This window comes from Salinifilum aidingensis, from assembly GCF_054782015.1.
The window spans coordinates 22,155-38,835 of sequence record NZ_BAAGTH010000017.1 but is presented as its reverse complement, the minus strand read 5'-3'; the positions used below and the strand labels follow the sequence as shown (position 1 = coordinate 38,835).

The 16,681-nt window shown below is 73.6% G+C and carries 15 protein-coding genes; 9 read left to right on the top strand and 6 right to left on the bottom strand.

The features are described 5' to 3' along the window. The first annotated feature begins 143 nt into the window (after positions 1-143). A complete protein-coding gene (gene aceE, locus ACYVJE_RS20080; protein ID WP_461145670.1) occupies positions 144-2,915 on the top strand; it encodes a pyruvate dehydrogenase (acetyl-transferring), homodimeric type in 2,772 nt (923 codons plus the stop codon). A 4-nt stretch (positions 2,916-2,919) separates the two neighbouring features. Here aceE and ACYVJE_RS20075 read toward each other — a convergent pair whose 3' ends face one another. Next, positions 2,920-4,200: a M14 family zinc carboxypeptidase gene (locus ACYVJE_RS20075; RefSeq protein WP_461145669.1), complete on the bottom strand. Its 1,281-nt coding sequence runs from the start codon at positions 4,198-4,200 to the stop codon at positions 2,920-2,922. 174 nt (positions 4,201-4,374) lie between these two features. Between ACYVJE_RS20075 and ACYVJE_RS20070 the strand changes: the two genes are divergently transcribed. The 7 genes from ACYVJE_RS20070 (at position 4,375) to ACYVJE_RS20040 (ending at position 11,270) form a co-directional block, all read left to right on the top strand. Beyond that, on the top strand, positions 4,375-4,596 hold the full coding sequence (locus ACYVJE_RS20070) for a DUF3263 domain-containing protein (RefSeq protein WP_459158841.1): 222 nt from the start codon (positions 4,375-4,377) through the stop codon (positions 4,594-4,596). A 62-nt stretch (positions 4,597-4,658) separates the two neighbouring features. Next, positions 4,659-5,873: a PucR family transcriptional regulator gene (locus ACYVJE_RS20065; RefSeq protein ID WP_461145668.1), complete on the top strand. Its 1,215-nt coding sequence runs from the start codon at positions 4,659-4,661 to the stop codon at positions 5,871-5,873. Positions 5,874-6,258: 385 nt separating this feature from the next. Beyond that, positions 6,259-7,179, top strand: a complete 921-nt coding sequence (locus tag ACYVJE_RS20060; RefSeq protein WP_461145667.1) for an ACP S-malonyltransferase — start codon at positions 6,259-6,261, stop codon at positions 7,177-7,179. Continuing rightward, the gene (locus ACYVJE_RS20055) at positions 7,176-8,159 is read left to right on the top strand and encodes a beta-ketoacyl-ACP synthase III (RefSeq protein ID WP_461145666.1); all 984 of its coding nucleotides are present in this window, start codon (positions 7,176-7,178) and stop codon (positions 8,157-8,159) included. The genes ACYVJE_RS20060 and ACYVJE_RS20055 overlap by 4 nt, the downstream gene beginning before the upstream one ends. 64 nt (positions 8,160-8,223) lie before the next feature. After that, entirely contained in the window at positions 8,224-8,463 is a 240-nt protein-coding gene (locus tag ACYVJE_RS20050; protein WP_459158837.1) for an acyl carrier protein, read from the top strand. Further along, complete coding sequence (locus ACYVJE_RS20045; RefSeq protein WP_461145665.1) at positions 8,460-9,704, top strand: beta-ketoacyl-[acyl-carrier-protein] synthase family protein; 1,245 nt, start codon at positions 8,460-8,462, stop codon at positions 9,702-9,704. The genes ACYVJE_RS20050 and ACYVJE_RS20045 overlap by 4 nt, the downstream gene beginning before the upstream one ends. A 129-nt stretch (positions 9,705-9,833) precedes the next feature. After that, positions 9,834-11,270 (top strand): acyl-CoA carboxylase subunit beta, encoded by a 1,437-nt coding sequence (locus tag ACYVJE_RS20040; protein WP_461145664.1) that lies wholly within the window; start codon positions 9,834-9,836, stop codon positions 11,268-11,270. A gap of 323 nt (positions 11,271-11,593) precedes the next feature. On the opposite strand, the gene ACYVJE_RS20035 is transcribed toward ACYVJE_RS20040, so the two are convergent. The 5 genes from ACYVJE_RS20035 to ACYVJE_RS20015 all read right to left on the bottom strand — a co-directional run bounded on the left by ACYVJE_RS20035 (position 11,594) and on the right by ACYVJE_RS20015 (position 15,591). Beyond that, positions 11,594-12,097 carry a hypothetical protein gene (locus tag ACYVJE_RS20035; RefSeq protein ID WP_461145663.1) on the bottom strand — a complete coding sequence of 168 codons (504 nt, stop codon included), beginning with the start codon at positions 12,095-12,097 and terminating at the stop codon, positions 11,594-11,596. A gap of 225 nt (positions 12,098-12,322) precedes the next feature. Continuing rightward, entirely contained in the window at positions 12,323-12,799 is a 477-nt protein-coding gene (locus ACYVJE_RS20030; RefSeq protein WP_459159937.1) for a DUF3145 domain-containing protein, read from the bottom strand. Between the two features lie 409 nt (positions 12,800-13,208). Next, entirely contained in the window at positions 13,209-13,919 is a 711-nt protein-coding gene (locus ACYVJE_RS20025; protein WP_461145662.1) for a hypothetical protein, read from the bottom strand. A 98-nt stretch (positions 13,920-14,017) separates the two neighbouring features. Further along, positions 14,018-15,052 carry a hypothetical protein gene (locus ACYVJE_RS20020; RefSeq protein WP_461145661.1) on the bottom strand — a complete coding sequence of 345 codons (1,035 nt, stop codon included), beginning with the start codon at positions 15,050-15,052 and terminating at the stop codon, positions 14,018-14,020. Next, positions 15,049-15,591: a SigE family RNA polymerase sigma factor gene (locus ACYVJE_RS20015; protein ID WP_459158831.1), complete on the bottom strand. Its 543-nt coding sequence runs from the start codon at positions 15,589-15,591 to the stop codon at positions 15,049-15,051. Before ACYVJE_RS20015 ends, ACYVJE_RS20020 begins: the two co-directional genes overlap by 4 nt. 161 nt (positions 15,592-15,752) lie before the next feature. Between ACYVJE_RS20015 and ACYVJE_RS20010 the strand changes: the two genes are divergently transcribed. Then, positions 15,753-16,586, top strand: coding sequence for an LLM class F420-dependent oxidoreductase (locus ACYVJE_RS20010; RefSeq protein ID WP_461145660.1), 834 nt, complete (start codon positions 15,753-15,755; stop codon positions 16,584-16,586). Positions 16,587-16,681: the final 95 nt, after the last annotated feature.

The following is a 16,681-nucleotide window of genomic DNA, read 5'->3' as shown; positions in this document are numbered from 1 at the left end:
TCCCCCTCCCGATCGAGCCGCGAAATGCGACCATGGGCAGTGTCCGACGTCACGCGGACGTCCGCCCCGGCGGCCGTCCGCGCCGCGGCCGCCCTGGACGGCCGCTCCCCGCCACAGTCCACGACGCAGTGGAGGATGTTCCGTTGTCCTCGCCGAACGACAACCCCAACACCGCCCGCACCGAGCGCGTGCGCATCATCCGCGACGGGCAGGCCGCCCACCTGCCGGACATCGACCCGGACGAGACCGCCGAGTGGATGGAGTCGTTCGACGCCGTGCTGGGCAACGCGGGCCAGCAGCGCGCCCGCTACCTCATGCTGCGGCTGCTCGAGCGGGCCCGCGAGGGCGGCGTCGGTGTTCCCTCGCTGACCAGCACCGACTACGTCAACTCGATCCCGACCGAGCAGGAACCGTGGTTCCCCGGCGACGAGGAGACCGAACGCCGGTTCCGCGCGTGGATGCGCTGGAACGCCGCGGTGATGGTGCACCGCGCGCAGCACCCGGACATCGGCGTCGGCGGGCACATCTCCTCGTTCGCCTCCTCCGCCAGCCTGTACGAGATCGGGTTCAACTGGTTCTTCCGCGGCAAGGACCACCCCGGCGGGGGCGACCAGCTCTACATCCAGGGGCACGCCTCCCCCGGCGTGTACGCGCGGGCGTTCCTGGAGGGGCGGTTGGGCACGGAGCAGCTCGACGGGTTCCGCCAGGAGTACTCGCACCGCGGTCCCGGCGGCGGGCTGCCGTCCTACCCGCACCCGCGGTTGATGCCCGACTTCTGGGAGTTCCCCACCGTGTCCATGGGCCTGGGGCCGATGAACGCGATCATGCAGGCGCGGTTCAACCGCTACCTGCACGACCGGGGCATCTCCGACACCAGCCGGCAGCACGTGTGGGCGTTCCTCGGCGACGGCGAGATGAACGAGCCCGAGTCCCGCGGCCTGCTGCAGATCGCGGGCAACGAGGGCCTGGACAACCTGACCTTCGTGATCAACTGCAACCTGCAGCAGCTCGACGGCCCGGTGCGCGGCAACGGCAAGATCATCCAGGAGCTGGAATCGTTCTTCCGCGGGGCCGGGTGGAACGTCATCAAGGTCATCTGGGGCCGCGAGTGGGACGCGCTGCTGCACGCCGACCGGGACGGCGCGCTGATCAACCTGATGAACACGACCCCGGACGGCGACTACCAGACCTACAAGGCCAACGACGGCGCGTTCGTCCGCGAGCACTTCTTCGGCCGCGACCCCCGCACCAAGGAGCTCGTCAAGAACCTCAGCGACGAGGAGATCTGGGGCCTGCGGCGCGGCGGGCACGACTACCGCAAGATCTACGCGGCCTACAAGGCGGCGCTGGAGCACCACGGCCAGCCCACGGTCATCCTGGCCAAGACGATCAAGGGCTACGGGCTCGGGCCGAGCTTCGAGGGGCGCAACGCCACGCACCAGATGAAGAAGCTCACCCTCGACGACCTCAAGCTCTTCCGGGACAGCCTGCGCATCCCGGTCACCGACGAGCAGCTGGAGCAGAACCCGTACCGGCCGCCGTACTACCACCCCGGTCAGGACGCCCCGGAGATCCAGTACCTGCTGGACCGCCGCAAGCAGCTCGGCGGGTTCGTCCCGGAGCGCCGGGTGCGCGCCAAACCGCTCGCGCTGCCCGGCGACCAGGTCTACGACGTGGTGCGCCAGGGCTCGGGCAAGCACCAGGTGGCCACCACCATGGCGTTCGTGCGCCTGATCAAGGAGCTGGCCAAGGACGAGGAGGTCGGGCCGCGGCTGGTGCCGATCATCCCGGACGAGGCGCGCACGTTCGGGATGGACTCGATGTTCCCCTCGCAGAAGATCTACAACCCGCTCGGCCAGCACTACACGCCGGTGGACGACCAGCTGATGCTCGCCTACCGGGAGAGCGAGCAGGGCCAGATCATGCACGAGGGCATCAACGAGGCCGGCTCGGTGGGGTCGTTCACCGCCGCGGGCACCAGCTACGCCACGCACGGCGAGCCGATGATCCCGGTGTACATCTTCTACTCGATGTTCGGCTTCCAGCGCACCGGCGACTCGCTGTGGGCGATGGCCGACCAGATGTCGCGCGGGTTCCTGCTCGGCGCCACGGCGGGGCGGACCACGCTCACCGGTGAGGGGTTGCAGCACGCCGACGGGCACTCGCAGCTGCTGGCCGCCACCAACCCGGCGGTGGTCTCCTACGACCCGGCGTGGGCGTTCGAGATCGCCCACATCGTGCGGGACGGGCTGCGGCGGATGTACGGCGAGAACGCGGAGAACGTCTGCTACTACCTCACGGTCTACAACGACCCGTACCACCAGCCGCCGGAGCCGGAGGGGCTGGACGTGCCGGGCCTGCTGCAGGGCCTGTACCGCTACCGGCCGGGCGAGCAGGAGCCCGGCCCCCGGGTGCAGCTGCTGACCTCCGGCGTGGCCATGCCGGAGGCGCTGCGGGCGCAGGAGCTGCTCGCCGACGAGTGGGACGTCTACGCCGACGTGTGGTCGGTGACCTCGTGGACGGAGCTGCGCCGCGAGGCCGAGGCCGCGGACCGGCACAACCTGCTGCACCCGGAGGACGAGCAGGTGCCCTACGTGACGCGCGCGCTGGCCGACGCGCAGGGCCCGCTCGTGGCCGCCTCGGACTGGATGCGCGCGGTGCCGGACCTCATCCGCCCCTGGGTCGGGCGACCGATGTACAGCCTCGGCGCGGACGGGTTCGGCTTCTCCGACACCCGCCCGGCGGCGCGCCGCGTGTTCCTCGTGGACGCCGAGTCCATGGTGGTGGCCGCGCTGTCCGCGCTGGTCGGCGAGGGTCGGATGGACCGCTCGCAGGTGGCGGAGGCGAGCCGCCGCTACCGGATCGACGATCCGCAGGCGGCCGGCCCGCAGACCTCCGATCCGGGGGCGGCGTGACCGCTCACCGCACGCCGTGCTCGGCGCGCGGATCGAGCAGCAGCGCCACGAGAGCGCGCTGCTGCTGCCGCAGCGGGACGAACCGACCGCCGTCCGGTGCGGCGACGCTGCGCACGCCGTGCAGCCGCAGCGTCGGCGCGAGCGCCGCGTACTCGCCCGCGGAGAGGTGGTAGCCGGCCGGCGGGTCGGTGTCCACCTCCTCCGGGGCGGGCCGCTCGTTGTCAGCGCCGCCGAAGTAGACCGGACCCGCGTCGCGCAGGCCGGCGGCGCGGGCCTGCTGCGTCGCGCGGTCGATGTCCGCGCCGCGTTCGCGCAGCATCCGCAGGGTGGCCGTGATCCCGGTCTGCTGGGAGTGCACGCGGCGCCGGTTGTTCACCGCGGGATCGGCCTTCTCCTCCTCGGTCATCGGGTCCTGGCGGGCCTCGACGAGCAGTCCGAGGGCGTGCTTGACCCCGGCGGTGTTGCGTAGGATCCGCTCCTGCCCGTCGCCGGCGACCTGCTTGACGGGTTCGCCCGTCGCCGGGTCGGTCCACATGCCGTAGACGCCGGTGCTGTACCCGGCAGCGGCGGCCTCGGGGAACACGTGGTCGCGGGCGAGGCCGCGGGCGAGCTCGTGCACCCCGGGGCGGGTGTTCAGGTTGCGCGGCCACAGCGCCAGCAGGTCCGCGGTGTAGTACGGCGGTTCGGCGCCGTACTCGTGCAGGTCGTGCACCACGTCCGGCTGGCGGTCGCGGATCACCCGGGCGAGGGCGCGCGCTTCCGGCGAGGCCAGTTCGAGGTGGTCGCGGTTGATGTCCGTGCCCCGGGCGTTCTCGCGGGTGCGGGCGACGTGGCCGTCCGGGTTGGCGTTGGGCACGAACAGCAGCCGCGTGCTGCGCAGCAGGGCGCGCACGGCCGGGTCCTCGCTGGTGGCGAGGTCGCGGATGCGGCTCAGGCAGGCTTCGCGCCCGGAGGGCTCGTCGCCGTGCTGCGAGCACACGAACAGCGCCGTGGTGCCGGCCGGGTTGCCGAGGCCGACGAGCCGCAGCGGCCGGTTCTGCACGGTGGTGCCGATGCGCCGCACCGACACGTCCGCGTGCCGCCGGTCGACGGCGCGCAGGAAGTCGGCCCCCTCGGCGGGGGTGGTCCAGCGGGCGCCGCCGCTGTCCTCGAAGCCCGTGCGCGGCTGCTCGGGCGCGGCCGGTGCCACCGGCGCCGCCCCGGCCAGTCCGGGCGCGAGCACCGCGCACGCCGCGGCGGCGGCGAGCGCTCTGCGCCGGAGCGCGTTCCGCAGGAAGCGGCCCATCGTCCCGCCCTTCGCTCAGGTGTTGATCACCGGACGAATCCACCACGCGCGCAGCGGCCCCGCAAGGCCGTTGGCGGGAATTCGAACCACCGGGGGCCGGTCCGCGGGTCCGTCGAACAGGCGTGCGCAAGCGCGGGCGTTCCCTGGTAGAGTGACCCTGCGGAGGGCGGAGCCATGAGCGATTCCATGAACGACACCGACCGCGCCATCCTGGCGTTCGAGAACGAGTGGTGGCAGCGCGCGGGCAACAAGGAACGCGTGATCCAGGAACGCTTCGGCCTCTCGGCGATGCAGTACTACCGGCGGCTGAACCGGCTGCTCGACGAGCCGGAGGCCGTGGCGCACCAGCCCGCGCTCGTGAAGCGGCTGCAGCGGTTACGCGACGCGCCCCGGTGACGCACCGCTCGCCGGTGCGAGGGCGCCATCCCCGCGGAGCACCCGCGTGGGACTCTGGCGGTATGAGCTACGAAACGGCAGGTGAGCGGGCCGGCGCCACGCGCTCGGACCTGAGCGCGGCCACCCTGCACCGCCTGGAGCACGCCTCCGGGGAACTGGCCAGCGCCAGCGTGGCCGAGATGGAGCAGCGCCTGCCCTGGTTCCAGCGGCTCCCCGCGGATCAGCGGGCGAGCGTGCTGCTGGTGACCCAGACCGGCGTGTCCAACTTCGTCGCGTGGCTGCAGGACTCCACCGAGGCGATCCGGCTCACCGCCGAGGCCTTCCGCACGGCGCCGCGGGACCTGTCCCGGTGGGTGAGCCTGCGGCAGACGCTGGAGCTGGTGCGGGTGGCCATCGACGTGTTCGAGCAGCGGCTGCCGGGACTGGCCGCCGACGACACCGAGCACCGGTGGCTGACCGAGTCGATCCTGCGCTACACCCGCGAGATCGCGTTCGCCGCGGCCACCTCGTACGCGGCCGCTGCCGAGTCGCGCGGCGCGTGGGACGCGCGGCTGGAGGCGCTCGTGGTGGACGGCATCGTCCGCGGGGACGCCGAGGAGTCGCTGCTCTCGCGCGCCTCCGCGCTCGGCTGGAACCAGTCCTCCGAGGCCACGGTCCTCGTGGGCACCGCCCCCGAGGACGACCCGCCGTCGATCGTGTACCAGGTGCGCAGCCGGGCTGCTCGGATCGGCTGCCCGGTGCTGCTCGGGGTGCAGGGCAGCCGACTGGTGGTGGTCCACGGCAGCACCCGCGAGGAGCGGGCCGGCCGGGAGGCCGCCGGCAGGCTGGCCGAGGCGTTCGCCGAGGGCCCGGTCGTGGTGGGGCCGACCGTGCCGAGCCTGGCCGAGGCGCACCGCTCGGCCAGCGACGCGATGTCCGGGCTGCGGGCCGTGGCCGGCTGGCCGTCGGCACCGCGCCCGGTGCCGTCGAACGAGCTGCTGCCGGAACGCGCGCTCGCGGGCGATCCCGAGGCCGAGCGGCAGCTGGTCGAAGAGGTGATGATCCCGCTGACGGACGCCGGCAGCGCCCTGCTGGAGACGGTGGACACCTACCTCGAGGTGGGCGGCGTGCTGGAGAGCTGCGCCCGCCAGCTGTACGTGCACCCGAACACGGTGCGGTACCGGTTGCGCCGGATCGGCGAGCTCACCGGGCACACCCCGTCGAACGCGCGGGACGCGCACGTGCTCCGGGTCGCGCTCGCCGTGGGGCGGCTGGCGAAGTCCCGCGGGCTGTGGTGAGCCGCGCCGGCGCGGGAGCGGTCCTCCACCGGCACCTCCCGAGCAGCGGGCGCGGCGGCGCAGCTCCGCGGAGGCCCGGATCTGCGGAAGTCCAGCTCCGCGGTCGCGCAGCTTTGTGGAGGCGCACCAGTGGTTGCCGGCGCGCCCCTCCCCGTGCGCGCGGGGCAGCCGATCACCTCTGCGGCCGCGGTGCGCGGCGCGTTCCGCTCGAGCTGCGGTGACGGCGCGTCCAAGCAAGATCACGCACAGCAGGCACCGCAGCCCGCATTCGGCGCGGCGCGGCACCGCTCCGCAGGGGATTTGTGGACACCCCACAACAATGCGCCTGCGACTTCGTTCCTGCCGTCATCCCGATCGCCCGGCCGCGAGGTGTTCAGTGGCAGGCGTGATCGCACTGTTGGCACCCGGGCAGGGTGCCCAGACCCCCGGCATGCTCAGCCCGTGGTTGGAGCTCGACGGCGTGACCGAGCAGATCGGCGCCTGGAGCGAGCGCACCGGACTGGACCTGCTGCGCCTGGGCACCACCGCGGACGCGGAGGAAATCAAGGACACCGCTGTCACCCAGCCGCTCGTCGTCGCGGCCACCCTCGTCGCGGCCGACCAGCTGCGCGAGCGGTTCACGCTGCCGGAGACGACCCCGATCGCGGGGCACTCCATCGGTGAACTCGCCGCCGCCGCGCTGGCCGGTGCGCTGACGCCGGACGATGCCGTCGACCTCGCGGCCGTGCGCGGCCGCGAGATGGCCTCGGCCTGCGCGCTGGAACCCACCGGCATGGCAGCGGTGCTCGGCGGGGACGAGGAGGCGGTGCTGTCGCACCTGGACCAGCTCGGCCTCGACCCGGCCAACCGCAACGGCAGCGGGCAGATCGTGGCCGCGGGTCGGACGAGCGCGCTGGAGCAGCTCTCGGAGCAGCCACCGGCGGGGGCGCGGGTGCGCCCGCTGGCGGTGGCCGGGGCCTTCCACACCCGGTTCATGGAACCGGCGCGGGAGAGCCTGGCCCAGCACGCCGACAAGCTCACCGCGGCCGACGCCCGCATGCCGCTGCTGTCGAACGCCGACGGCGCGGTGGTCACCGACGGCTCCGAGGTGCTCCAGCGCCTCGTGTCGCAGGTGACCAACCCGGTGCGCTGGGACCGCTGCATGGCCGCGCTCGGCGAGCAGGGGGTGGACGCCGTGGTGGAGTTCCCGCCGGCGGGCACGCTGTCCGGGCTGGTACGCCGCGACCTGAAAGGCACCACGACCGTGGCCCTGAAGAACCCCGCCGACCTGGACAAGGTCGCCGACCTCCTGGAGGGCGCCGCGTGAGCGCTCGACCGACCATCAACCAGCCCGCCCCCGCTGCCGGTGCGCGCCTGCTCGGTTTCGGCTCCGCCCAGGGCAACCGGGTGGTGACCAACCACGACCTCGCCGAGATCGTCGACACCAACGACGAGTGGATCCAGCAGCGCGTCGGCATCGTGCACCGCCGCCTGGCCGAGGAGCACCAGACCGTGGTGAGCATGGCCGTCGAATCCGGCGCGAAGGCGATCGCGGACGCGGGGTTGAGCCCCTCCGACGTGGACCAGGTGCTCGTCGCCACCTGCACCATGCCGGGGCAGATCCCGAACGCGGCAGCGCAGGTGTCCGAGCAGATCGGCGTCGGCGCCAAGGGCGCCTCCGACGTCAACGCCGCCTGCGCGGGCTTCGTCTACGCGCTCGACGCGGCCACCAACGCGATCCGCGCCGGCACGGCGCGCAACGTGCTCGTCATCGGTTCGGAGCGGTTCCAGGAGTGGCTCGACTGGACCGACCGCGCCAACTGCATCATCTTCGCCGACGGCGCGGGCGCCGCCGTGGTGGGCCCGGCCGAGGAGCCGGAGCTGGCCCCTGGCGTGCTGGGCAGTGCCGGCGACCTGGTGGACACCATCTACCTGCGCGAGGGCAAGTACATCTACCAGGAGGGCCAGTCGGTCTTCCGCTGGGCGAGCACGCAGATCGCTCCGGTGGCCGAGCAGGCCGTGCAGCGCGCGGGGCTCTCGCTGCCCGACGTGGACGTGCTGGTGCCGCACCAGGCGAATCTGCGCATCGTCGAGGCGATCGCCCGCAAGCTGCAGAGCCAGGGTGCGCGTGACGACCTCGTCGTGGCACGTGACATCGTTTACTCGGGCAACACGTCCTCCGCATCGATCCCGCTGTCCATCGACCACATGCGCGCTGCGGGGGAGATCTCCAGCGGGGACGTGATGCTGCTCGTGGGCTTCGGTGCCGGGCTGTCCTACGCCGCGCAGGTCGCCGTGTGCCCGTGAGCCGCCGCGCGTCCCGCGTGGCGGTCCTGCCGTGCTCCAACATCGAACGAGGAAGGGAAAACCCGTGAGCGAGAACGAGATCGTCGACGGCCTGGCTTCGATCGTCGAAGAGGTCGCCGGTGTGGACGCCGCCGACGTCAGCATCGAGAAGTCCTTCGTGGACGACCTGGACATCGACTCCCTGTCCATGGTGGAGATCGCCGTGCAGGCCGAGGACAAGTTCGGCGTGAAGATCCCGGACGACGAACTGGCCAACCTCAAGACCGTGGGTGATGCGGTGAACTACATCACCAAGAACGCATGACCACAGACGTAGCGATCACCGGGTTGGGCGCGACGACGCCGCTGGGCGGCGACGTCGCGTCCACATGGGACGGAGTGCTCAACGCCCGTTCGGGGGTCCGCCGGCTCGAGGCCGACTGGGTGGACACCTACGAGCTGCCCGCCAAGCTCGGCGCTCCGCTGGCGACCGAGCCCGGCGAGGTGCTCCCCCGCGTCCAGCTGCGGCGGATGGACCGGTGCGAGTCCATCGCGCTGATCGCCGCCCGGCAGGCGTGGGAGGACGCCGGCTACGCCCTGCCCACCGACGAGGCCGAGTCGGTCGAGCCGGAGCGGCTGGGCGTGTCGATCGGGACCGGGATCGGCGGCCCGGTCACGCTGCTGCAGCAGGACGACGTCCTGAAGAGCGACGGGCTGCGCAAGGTCTCCCCGCTGACGGTGCCGATGCTCATGCCGAACGGTCCGGCGGCGCACGTCAGCCTCGACCTGCGGGCGCGCGCGGGGGTGCACTCCCCCGCCTCGGCCTGCGCGTCCGGTGCGGAGGGGCTCGCCAAGGGCATGGACCTGATCCGCTCCGGCGCGGCCGACGTGGTCCTCGCCGGCGGGGCGGAGGCCTGCATCGCGCCGATCACGATCGCCGGGTTCGCGCAGGCTCGCACCCTGAGCACGCGCAACGACGACCCGGAGCACGCCTCGCGGCCGTTCGACGCGAACCGCGACGGCTTCGTGATGGGTGAGGCCGCCGGCGTGGTCGTCCTGGAGAGCGCCGAGCACGCCCGGGCGCGCGGCGCGCGGGTGTACGGCTACCTCGCCGGGTACGGCATCACCTCGGACGCCTACCACATCACGGGCAGCCACCCGGACGGCCTGGGCCAGGTCAACGCGATGCAGAAGGCCCTGCGCAGCGGCGACCTCTCGCCCGCGGACATCGGGCACGTCAACGCGCACGCCACCTCCACACCGGTGGGGGACGTGGGCGAGGCCCACTCGGTGCACCAGGCGCTCGGCTCGGACGCGGTGGTCACCGCGCCGAAGGGCGCGCTGGGCCACCTCGTCGGCGGCGCCGGGGCGGTGGAGAGCATCGTGACCGTCCTGTCGCTGCACAGCGGCGTCATCCCCGCGACGGCGAACCTGGAGACCATCGACCCGAAGGTCGAAGTGGACGTGGTCGCGGACAAGCCGCGCGAAGTCGCCCAGACCGCGGCGCTGAACAACGCGTTCGGTTTCGGCGGGCACAACGTGGCGCTCGCCTTCACCCGGGCCTGATCCGCCCGTTCACCCGGAACCCCCGTGCGGCACCGCCCGGTGCCGCACGGGGTCGCTCCCCCGCGTGCGCGGCCGCTGCCGCGCACCGCGACACCCGTCCTTCCCGGTTCTCCCTGTGGAGGCATTTCGATGACCGCACTGGCCACCCGGCCGGAACACGCACCGGACCAGCGGGATCCCCGCGACCCGGAGCAGCGCCTGGAACAACTGCTGGACGAGGGCTCCATCGAACCGCTGCACCCGCGCGACGACAGCGGGATGTTCGCCGTGCGCGGCCGCATCGGCGGCGCCAGGGTCATCGCCTACTGCAGCGACGCCACGGCCAAGGGCGGTGCGCTGGGTTCGGCGGGCTGCGGTCACATCGTCGACGCCATCGACCAGGCGGTGCGGGAGCGCTGCCCGGTGATCGGCGTGTGGCACTCCGGCGGTGCCCGCATCCCGGAGGGGGTGGAGTCGCTGGACGGCATGGGGCAGATGTTCGCGGCGATGATCCGCGCCTCCGGTCGCGTGCCGCAGATCTCCGTGGTGGTCGGCCCGGCAGCGGGCGGCGCGGCGTACGGGCCGGCGCTGACCGACGTCGTCGTCATGGCCCCGGACGGGCGCGTGTTCGTCACCGGCCCGGACGTGGTCCGCAGCGTCACCGGCGAGGAGATCGACCAGGAGGGGCTCGGCGGCGCCGAGGCGCACGGTTCGAAGTCCGGCGTGGTGCACGTGGTCGCCGACGACGAGCCCGACGCCTACGCGCGGGCCCGCGAGATCACGGGCCTGTTCGCCACTCCCGGCATGTTCGACCTGCCGTCGGTGCAGGCCCCGCGCGACCTCGGCAAGCACCTGCCGGACCGCCCGCAGCGCGCCTACGACGTCAAGCCGCTGGTGCACGACCTGCTGGACTCGCGCGCGGACGGCTCGGCGGAGTTCGCCGAGCTGCAGACGCGGTGGGCGCCGAACATGGTGACCGGTCTCGGCAGGCTCGGCGGCCGCACCGTGGGCGTGCTGGCGAACAACCCGCTGCGCAAGGGCGGCTGCCTCGACTCGCTGTCAGCGGAGAAGGCCGCGCGGTTCGTGCGGATGTGCGACTCGTTCGGCGTGCCGCTCGTGGTGCTCGTGGACGTGCCCGGCTACCTGCCGGGGGTGGACCAGGAGTGGGGCGGCGTCGTGCGGCGCGGGGCGAAGCTGCTGCACGCGTTCGGCGAGTCGGTCGTGCCGCGGGTGACGCTGGTGACGCGCAAGTCCTACGGCGGTGCCTACATCGCGATGAACGCGGCGGCGCTGGGGGCGACGAACGTGTTCGCCTGGCCGAACGCCGAGGTCGCGGTGATGGGCGCCAAGGCGGCGGTCGACATCGTGCACCGCAAGAAGCTGGCCGCCGCTCCGGAGGAGGAGCGCGAGGCGCTGCGCGAGCAGCTCACCGAGGAGCACCAGCGCGTGGCCGGGGGTGTCGACCGGGCGATGTCGATCGGCGTGGTCGACGAGGTCCTCGAGACCGACGACACGCGCAGGTGCCTCGCCGAGGCGCTGGCCGCCGCCCCCGCCGGCCGCGGTGCGCACGGCAACATCCCCCTCTGAGCCTCGGAGGCCGGACCGCGGGCCTCGGGCGGACACGCGCCCGGCCAGCCGGCTGGATGTCCGGGTTGACCCCGGGTGCCCAGGAGTGGCGGGGAGGAACCTCGGCACGGCCTGGTCGCTCCCGAGCCGGATACACCTCCCCTCCTCTCCGATCGCGTGGGGACGGATTGTCCTGCACACGTGTGGGGACAACTCACAATTTTCATGAAAATTGTGCTCTCTGGAACGGTTCCAGCGTGGTCCGGTGCGGCGCCACACCCTCCCCGGAGGGCCCGGCCCCTCTCCTGCCCGGGGGTGTCTCACCCGCCTGGGCAGGAGGGATCTCAGCAGCGGCCGACGAGGGCGCTGCCGGGCAGTCCGGAGGTGGCCAGCCGCGGCCCGTCGTCGCCCACCTCGAGCGGGTAGACGACGCGCCAGCGCACGCAGGGGCGCGGCAGCTGCGGCGGCGCGTCGCCGGGGTCCTGGTGACTGGTGAAGCTCAGGTGCACGCGCAGGTCGCGGCGGGAACCGGACTCGATGCGGTGCACGAGCACGTCGCTGTCGCGCGTGGAGGCGTACTCCTCGTGCCACTTCCCCGGCGGCATCTCGGCCTGCTTCGCCGGGGTGACGGTGGACTGCCACGCGGCGTAGTCCCGCTCGTTGATCGCGCTGAAGTGCGTGCGCAGCAGCTCGCCGACCACGTCCCGGTCGGGGTGCACGTCGGATCCCGGGGTGAACCGCAGCAACCCGCCCGGTTCGGCGACGGGCGGCCGCTGCGCCGACGCGGCGGGCCGGTACAGCTGGCGCGCCACCGCTCCCCCGGCGAGGGACCCCAGCAGCACGACCACCGCGAGGGGAAGGCTCCATTTCCACCAGGCACGCGATCGCACTGCTCCAGCTTCGCACACCGCGGTGCGCGCCCACTCCACCACGGCGGTGATCGGCGAGCGCGCCCGGTGACCTGCGAGCGCGCCCGGTGACCTGCGAGCGCGCCCGGTGACCTGCGGGCGCGCCCGGCGAGCGCGCTCGCCGGGCGCGGCACCCGCGGCCGGCGACCACGCCCGGGCCGCAGTTCAGCCGACGCGGTGCAGCGTCGTGACGGGGTCGCCTTCGGCGGCGTGCCGGAACGGTTCCAACTCCGCGTCCCAGGCGGCACCCAGCAGCTGCTGCACGCGGTGGTGCACGGACTCCGGCGCGCCCGGCTCGGCGGTCAGCGCGCGCAGCTGGTCCTCGCCCACGACGATGTCGCCGTTGGCGCTGGTGCACGCGCGCCACAGCCCGAGGCTCGGAACGTGGCAGAAGCGCTGCCCGTCCATGCCCGGACTGGGGTCCTCGGTGACCTCGAACCGCAACATCGGCCACGCGCGCAGCGCCGCGACGAGGCGCGCGCCGGTGCCCGGTTCTCCGGACCACGTGCAGTCGGCGCGGAGCTGACCGGGGGCTGCCGGTTGCGCCGTCCAGCGCAGTTCGGTGCGGACCCCGAGAGCTCCGGACACGGCCCACTCGACGTGCGGACAGACCGCAGACGGCGATGAGTGGACGTAGACCACGCCGCTCGTGGGGCCACGCGTGCTGCCACGGGTGCTCACTGCTGACCTCCGCTTCGACGAGGGACGTCTTCCCCTACGACCTCGACGACGTCGATCAGTCGGCCCCCGGGTGGCTGACCGGGCCGATGACGATCACCTTTCGACGCGTCATTCTGCACAGGGGTTGCGATCACGCGCCACAGCGCAGCACCGGGCCCGCCCCCGGCCGCGGGCGGCCACAGCTGGCGAGGGAGTCGAGCACCGCGCGTGATCATCGCAGCTGACAACCGTTCCGACGAAGATCACCCCGAAAGCAGCACGAGCCCGGCCACTGCCCCGCTCTCCGCGAATATCACTCTCCCGAGTGACACAGCTACCGCTGTCGGGTCTTGCGGCCCGGCCGTGCAGCACGCCGCACCCGCGGCTCCGGTCACTCCTCGGACCGCTCCGACCGGGGCTGCGCCGACCGCTCCGAGCGGGGCTCGGGAACCGCTCCGCCCTCCTGCGCCGCCCCCGCGCACCCGCCGCGCGCGGACCGCCCGGGCCGCGGCAGCCGCCGCGGCGGAAGCGTCACGTAGGCCCGGGTCAGCCAGGCTCCGAGCTGCAGCGGCAGCAGCAGCGGCACGACCGCGGTCAGCGCCGCGGCGACCACCCCGGCGCGCAACACGTCGGCCGGCACCAGCACCGGACTGCGGTCGACGAAGTTGCCGGTGAGCATCGCGCACCCGCACAGCAGGGCGATCACAGCGGCCAGCGCGACGGCCCCGAGCACGAACGCGGGGCGGTAGCCGAGGTGCTCCGAGCCGAGCATCACCGCCACCCACCCGAACAGCGCCGGGCTCTGGTGCCGCTCGGTGGTGGCGGCCCAGAGCAGCCCTCCCACCACGGGCAGCGCCGCGGCACCGGTGGACCACGCCGCGGCGAGCTGCGCGCTCCACGTCTCACCGCCCAGCCCGAGCCGCGCGAGCATCGCCCCGAGCACGTCGAACGCGCTCGGTTCCGCACCGGCCGGCAGCTGCCCGCCGATCCACCCGAACGTCCAGGCCGACACCGCGAGGGCGGCGAGGAGCTGCCCGCGCGGGCGGTCCAGCGCCGTCCGCGCGAGCCGGAGCAGTTCCCCGCGACGATTCCGCGCATCCACCGCGGGTGATTCTCCCCGATGATCGACACCGGCCGGGCGTTTCGCGCCGGCCCGGGCATGTCCCGCCGCCCGGCCGGTGCGGGTCGCCGCCTCCCGGTCTAGCCCCACAGCGTCGCGGGCCGCCCGGCGCAGTCCGCGGCGCACTGCGCGGGGACGTCGCGGACCACGGCGCCGTCCACGAGCCACTGCCGCTGCCCCGCGGAGACGAGCACCCGCCCCAACCGGTCGGTGGACAGCTGCGGCCGGCCCGGGCGCAGCTCCCCCGCGGTGAACGGGACACCGGCGCCGGTGACCGCGCCGGAAGCACCGTCCACTTTCGTCACGCGCACCTCGCCGCTGCCGCACGCGGCGGGCCGCAGCACCGCCACACCGCTCTCGCTGCCGGTCACCGCCAGCGGTCCGCACTCCCCGCTGTCCAGACCGGACACCGCCGGGCCCTCGACCGCGCCCGCGGACGGATCCACCACGCGGAGCTCGGTCGAGCGCCCCTCGCCGAGCAGCACGCCCACGCGTCCGCCCCCGGTCAGCGCCACGTCGCGCACGCTCGAACCCGCGGGCACGTCGAGTTCCCGCCGCCGATCGCCGGCCACGAGCACCACCGCCTCGCCGGCGGCGCGCCGGTCGACGTAGGCGACGCGACCGGAGCGGGCCGCGAGGATCGACGGATCAGCCGTGTCCGGCACGCGCGCCACCGGGCGGCGCTGCCCGTCGGGCGAGACGGCGAAGATCTCCCGCTGCGTCCCGGCGACCAGCACGTACACGTTCTCGGCTGTGCCGGCGAGCGCTTCGGGGCGGCTCCGGTCGAACCGCGCCAGGTCCGGACCGCGCCCCCCGCCGGCGATGTCGTACAGCGCCAGCACACCGGGTTCCGCGGTGGCGACGTAGCTGTTCGGGCGCACGCTCACCGGGTGCGGCTCGCCCTCGGGCTGCGACCCGGCGAGGACGTAGACGAGCAGGCCGCAGGCCGCGGCGGCGGTCACCGCGGCCGACAGCACCGGAACCCGGCGGTGGCGGCGCCTGCGCGTGCGGGCGAGCACGCGGGCGAACGCGCCCGGTTCCGGTTCCACGTCCTCGACGGCGCGCTGCAGGTGGGCGCGCAGCCGTTCCGCTGTGGACTCCCGCTCACCGCTCACGCCCGCTCCCCCAGCAACTCGACCAGCCGCGCGGCACCCCGCGAGCAGTACGCCTTCACCGCTCCCGGGCTGCATCCCATCACGCTGGCGGTCCGCGCTTCGCTGAGGTCGGCGTAGTAGCGCAGCACGATGGCCTCCCGCTGCCGCCGCGGCAGCTGCGCCAGCGCAGCGCTGAGCACCGCGCGGTCCACGCCGCGGCCCGTGTCGTCCGGTTGCGCGTCGCGCGTGGCCAGGCGGGGCTGGTACCGCCGGGCGACGCGCCGGCGCCGCAGCACCGAACGGGCCCGGTTCAGCACGGCCTGCCGCAGGAACGCCAGCGCCTTGTCCGGATCGCGCAACCGCGCCCGGGAGTCGTACACCCGCACGAACGCGTCCTGCACGATGTCCTCCGCGCTGCCGCGGTCGTCCACCAGCAGCACGGCGATGCGCAGGAGTTGCCGGTAGTTCTCCTGGTAGAGGTCGGTCAGCTTGTCCGTCAGTTCATCCATGGCCGCCAGCCCGTCGCCCGGCCAGGCGGTCACGGGCACTGCGATCGACACCGTCACATCCCTGCACGACGCCCGAACCCCCCTCTACGGTTGTGGCCGGAATCGGTTGACCCTCGTCCGCGCCGGCGAGCCGCACGCTTCCATGATCATCTCATGTCGGCGCGCCCGTCCGGCGAGGTCTCCGAACACCCCGACCCCGACAGGAGGATCCGATGCGGTTCGGCATCCAGACGTTCATCACCGACGAAGGAATCCCACCGGCCCCGCTCGCCCAGGCCTCGGAGCAGCGCGGTTTCGACTCGCTGTTCATCGCCGAGCACACGCACATCCCCGCCAGTCGGGAGACCCCCTACCCCGGTGGCGGCGACCTGCCCCGGATCTACTACCGCACGTTGGACCCGTTCGTCGCGCTCACCGCAGCGGCGGCGGTCACCGAGCGGCTCGTCGTCGGCACCGGGATCGCACTGATCATCGAACGCGATCCGATCACCACCGCCAAGGAGGTCGCCAGCCTCGACGTGGTCTCGGGTGGGCGGTTCGTGCTCGGCGTCGGTGCGGGCTGGAACCGCGAGGAGATGCGCAACCACGGCACGGACCCGTCCCGCCGGGGCGCTCTCATGGACGAGCGGATCCGCGCCATGCGCGCCGTCTGGACCGAGGAGCGGGCCGAGTTCCACGGCGAGCACGTGGATTTCGACCCGATCTACGCCTGGCCCAAGCCGGTGCAGACCCCGCACCCGCCGATCTACGTGGGCGGGGAGAGCGAGCGCTCGGTGGAGCGGGTGGCCGAGTACGGCGGCGGCTGGCTGCCCCGCGGTGGCACCGAGAACCTCGGGGAGCGGATCGAGAAGGTCCGCGACCGCGCCGGCTGGCGCGTTCCCGTGTCGGTGTACGCCGCACCGGCCGACCGCGCCACGCTCGAGGAGTACGCCGAGTCCGGGGTGGACGAGGCGCTGCTCGCCCTGCCGACCGAACCGCAGGAGGCGTCCCTGCGGCGGCTCGACGAGCTCGCGGAACTGACGAGCGGACTCGCCGACCGGACGTGAGCGGTGCCCCCAGGGGTGCCCGGATTCCCGCGGGGTGCCCGGGCTCCCGCGGGGTGCCGACTCGGCGGCCACCCCGCCAGGCGCACCGGGTGTCG

Excerpts from the sequence above, each read along its gene's own strand:
- ACYVJE_RS20075 (WP_461145669.1), bottom strand. The coding sequence starts at position 4,200 with ATGGGCCGCTTCCTGCGGAACGCGCTCCGGCGCAGAGCGCTCGCCGCC.
- ACYVJE_RS20070 (WP_459158841.1), top strand. The coding sequence starts at position 4,375 with ATGAGCGATTCCATGAACGACACCGACCGCGCCATCCTGGCGTTCGAG.
- ACYVJE_RS20065 (WP_461145668.1), top strand. The coding sequence starts at position 4,659 with ATGAGCTACGAAACGGCAGGTGAGCGGGCCGGCGCCACGCGCTCGGAC.
- ACYVJE_RS20045 (WP_461145665.1), top strand. The coding sequence starts at position 8,460 with ATGACCACAGACGTAGCGATCACCGGGTTGGGCGCGACGACGCCGCTG.
- ACYVJE_RS20040 (WP_461145664.1), top strand. The coding sequence starts at position 9,834 with ATGACCGCACTGGCCACCCGGCCGGAACACGCACCGGACCAGCGGGAT.
- ACYVJE_RS20010 (WP_461145660.1), top strand. The coding sequence starts at position 15,753 with ATGCGGTTCGGCATCCAGACGTTCATCACCGACGAAGGAATCCCACCG.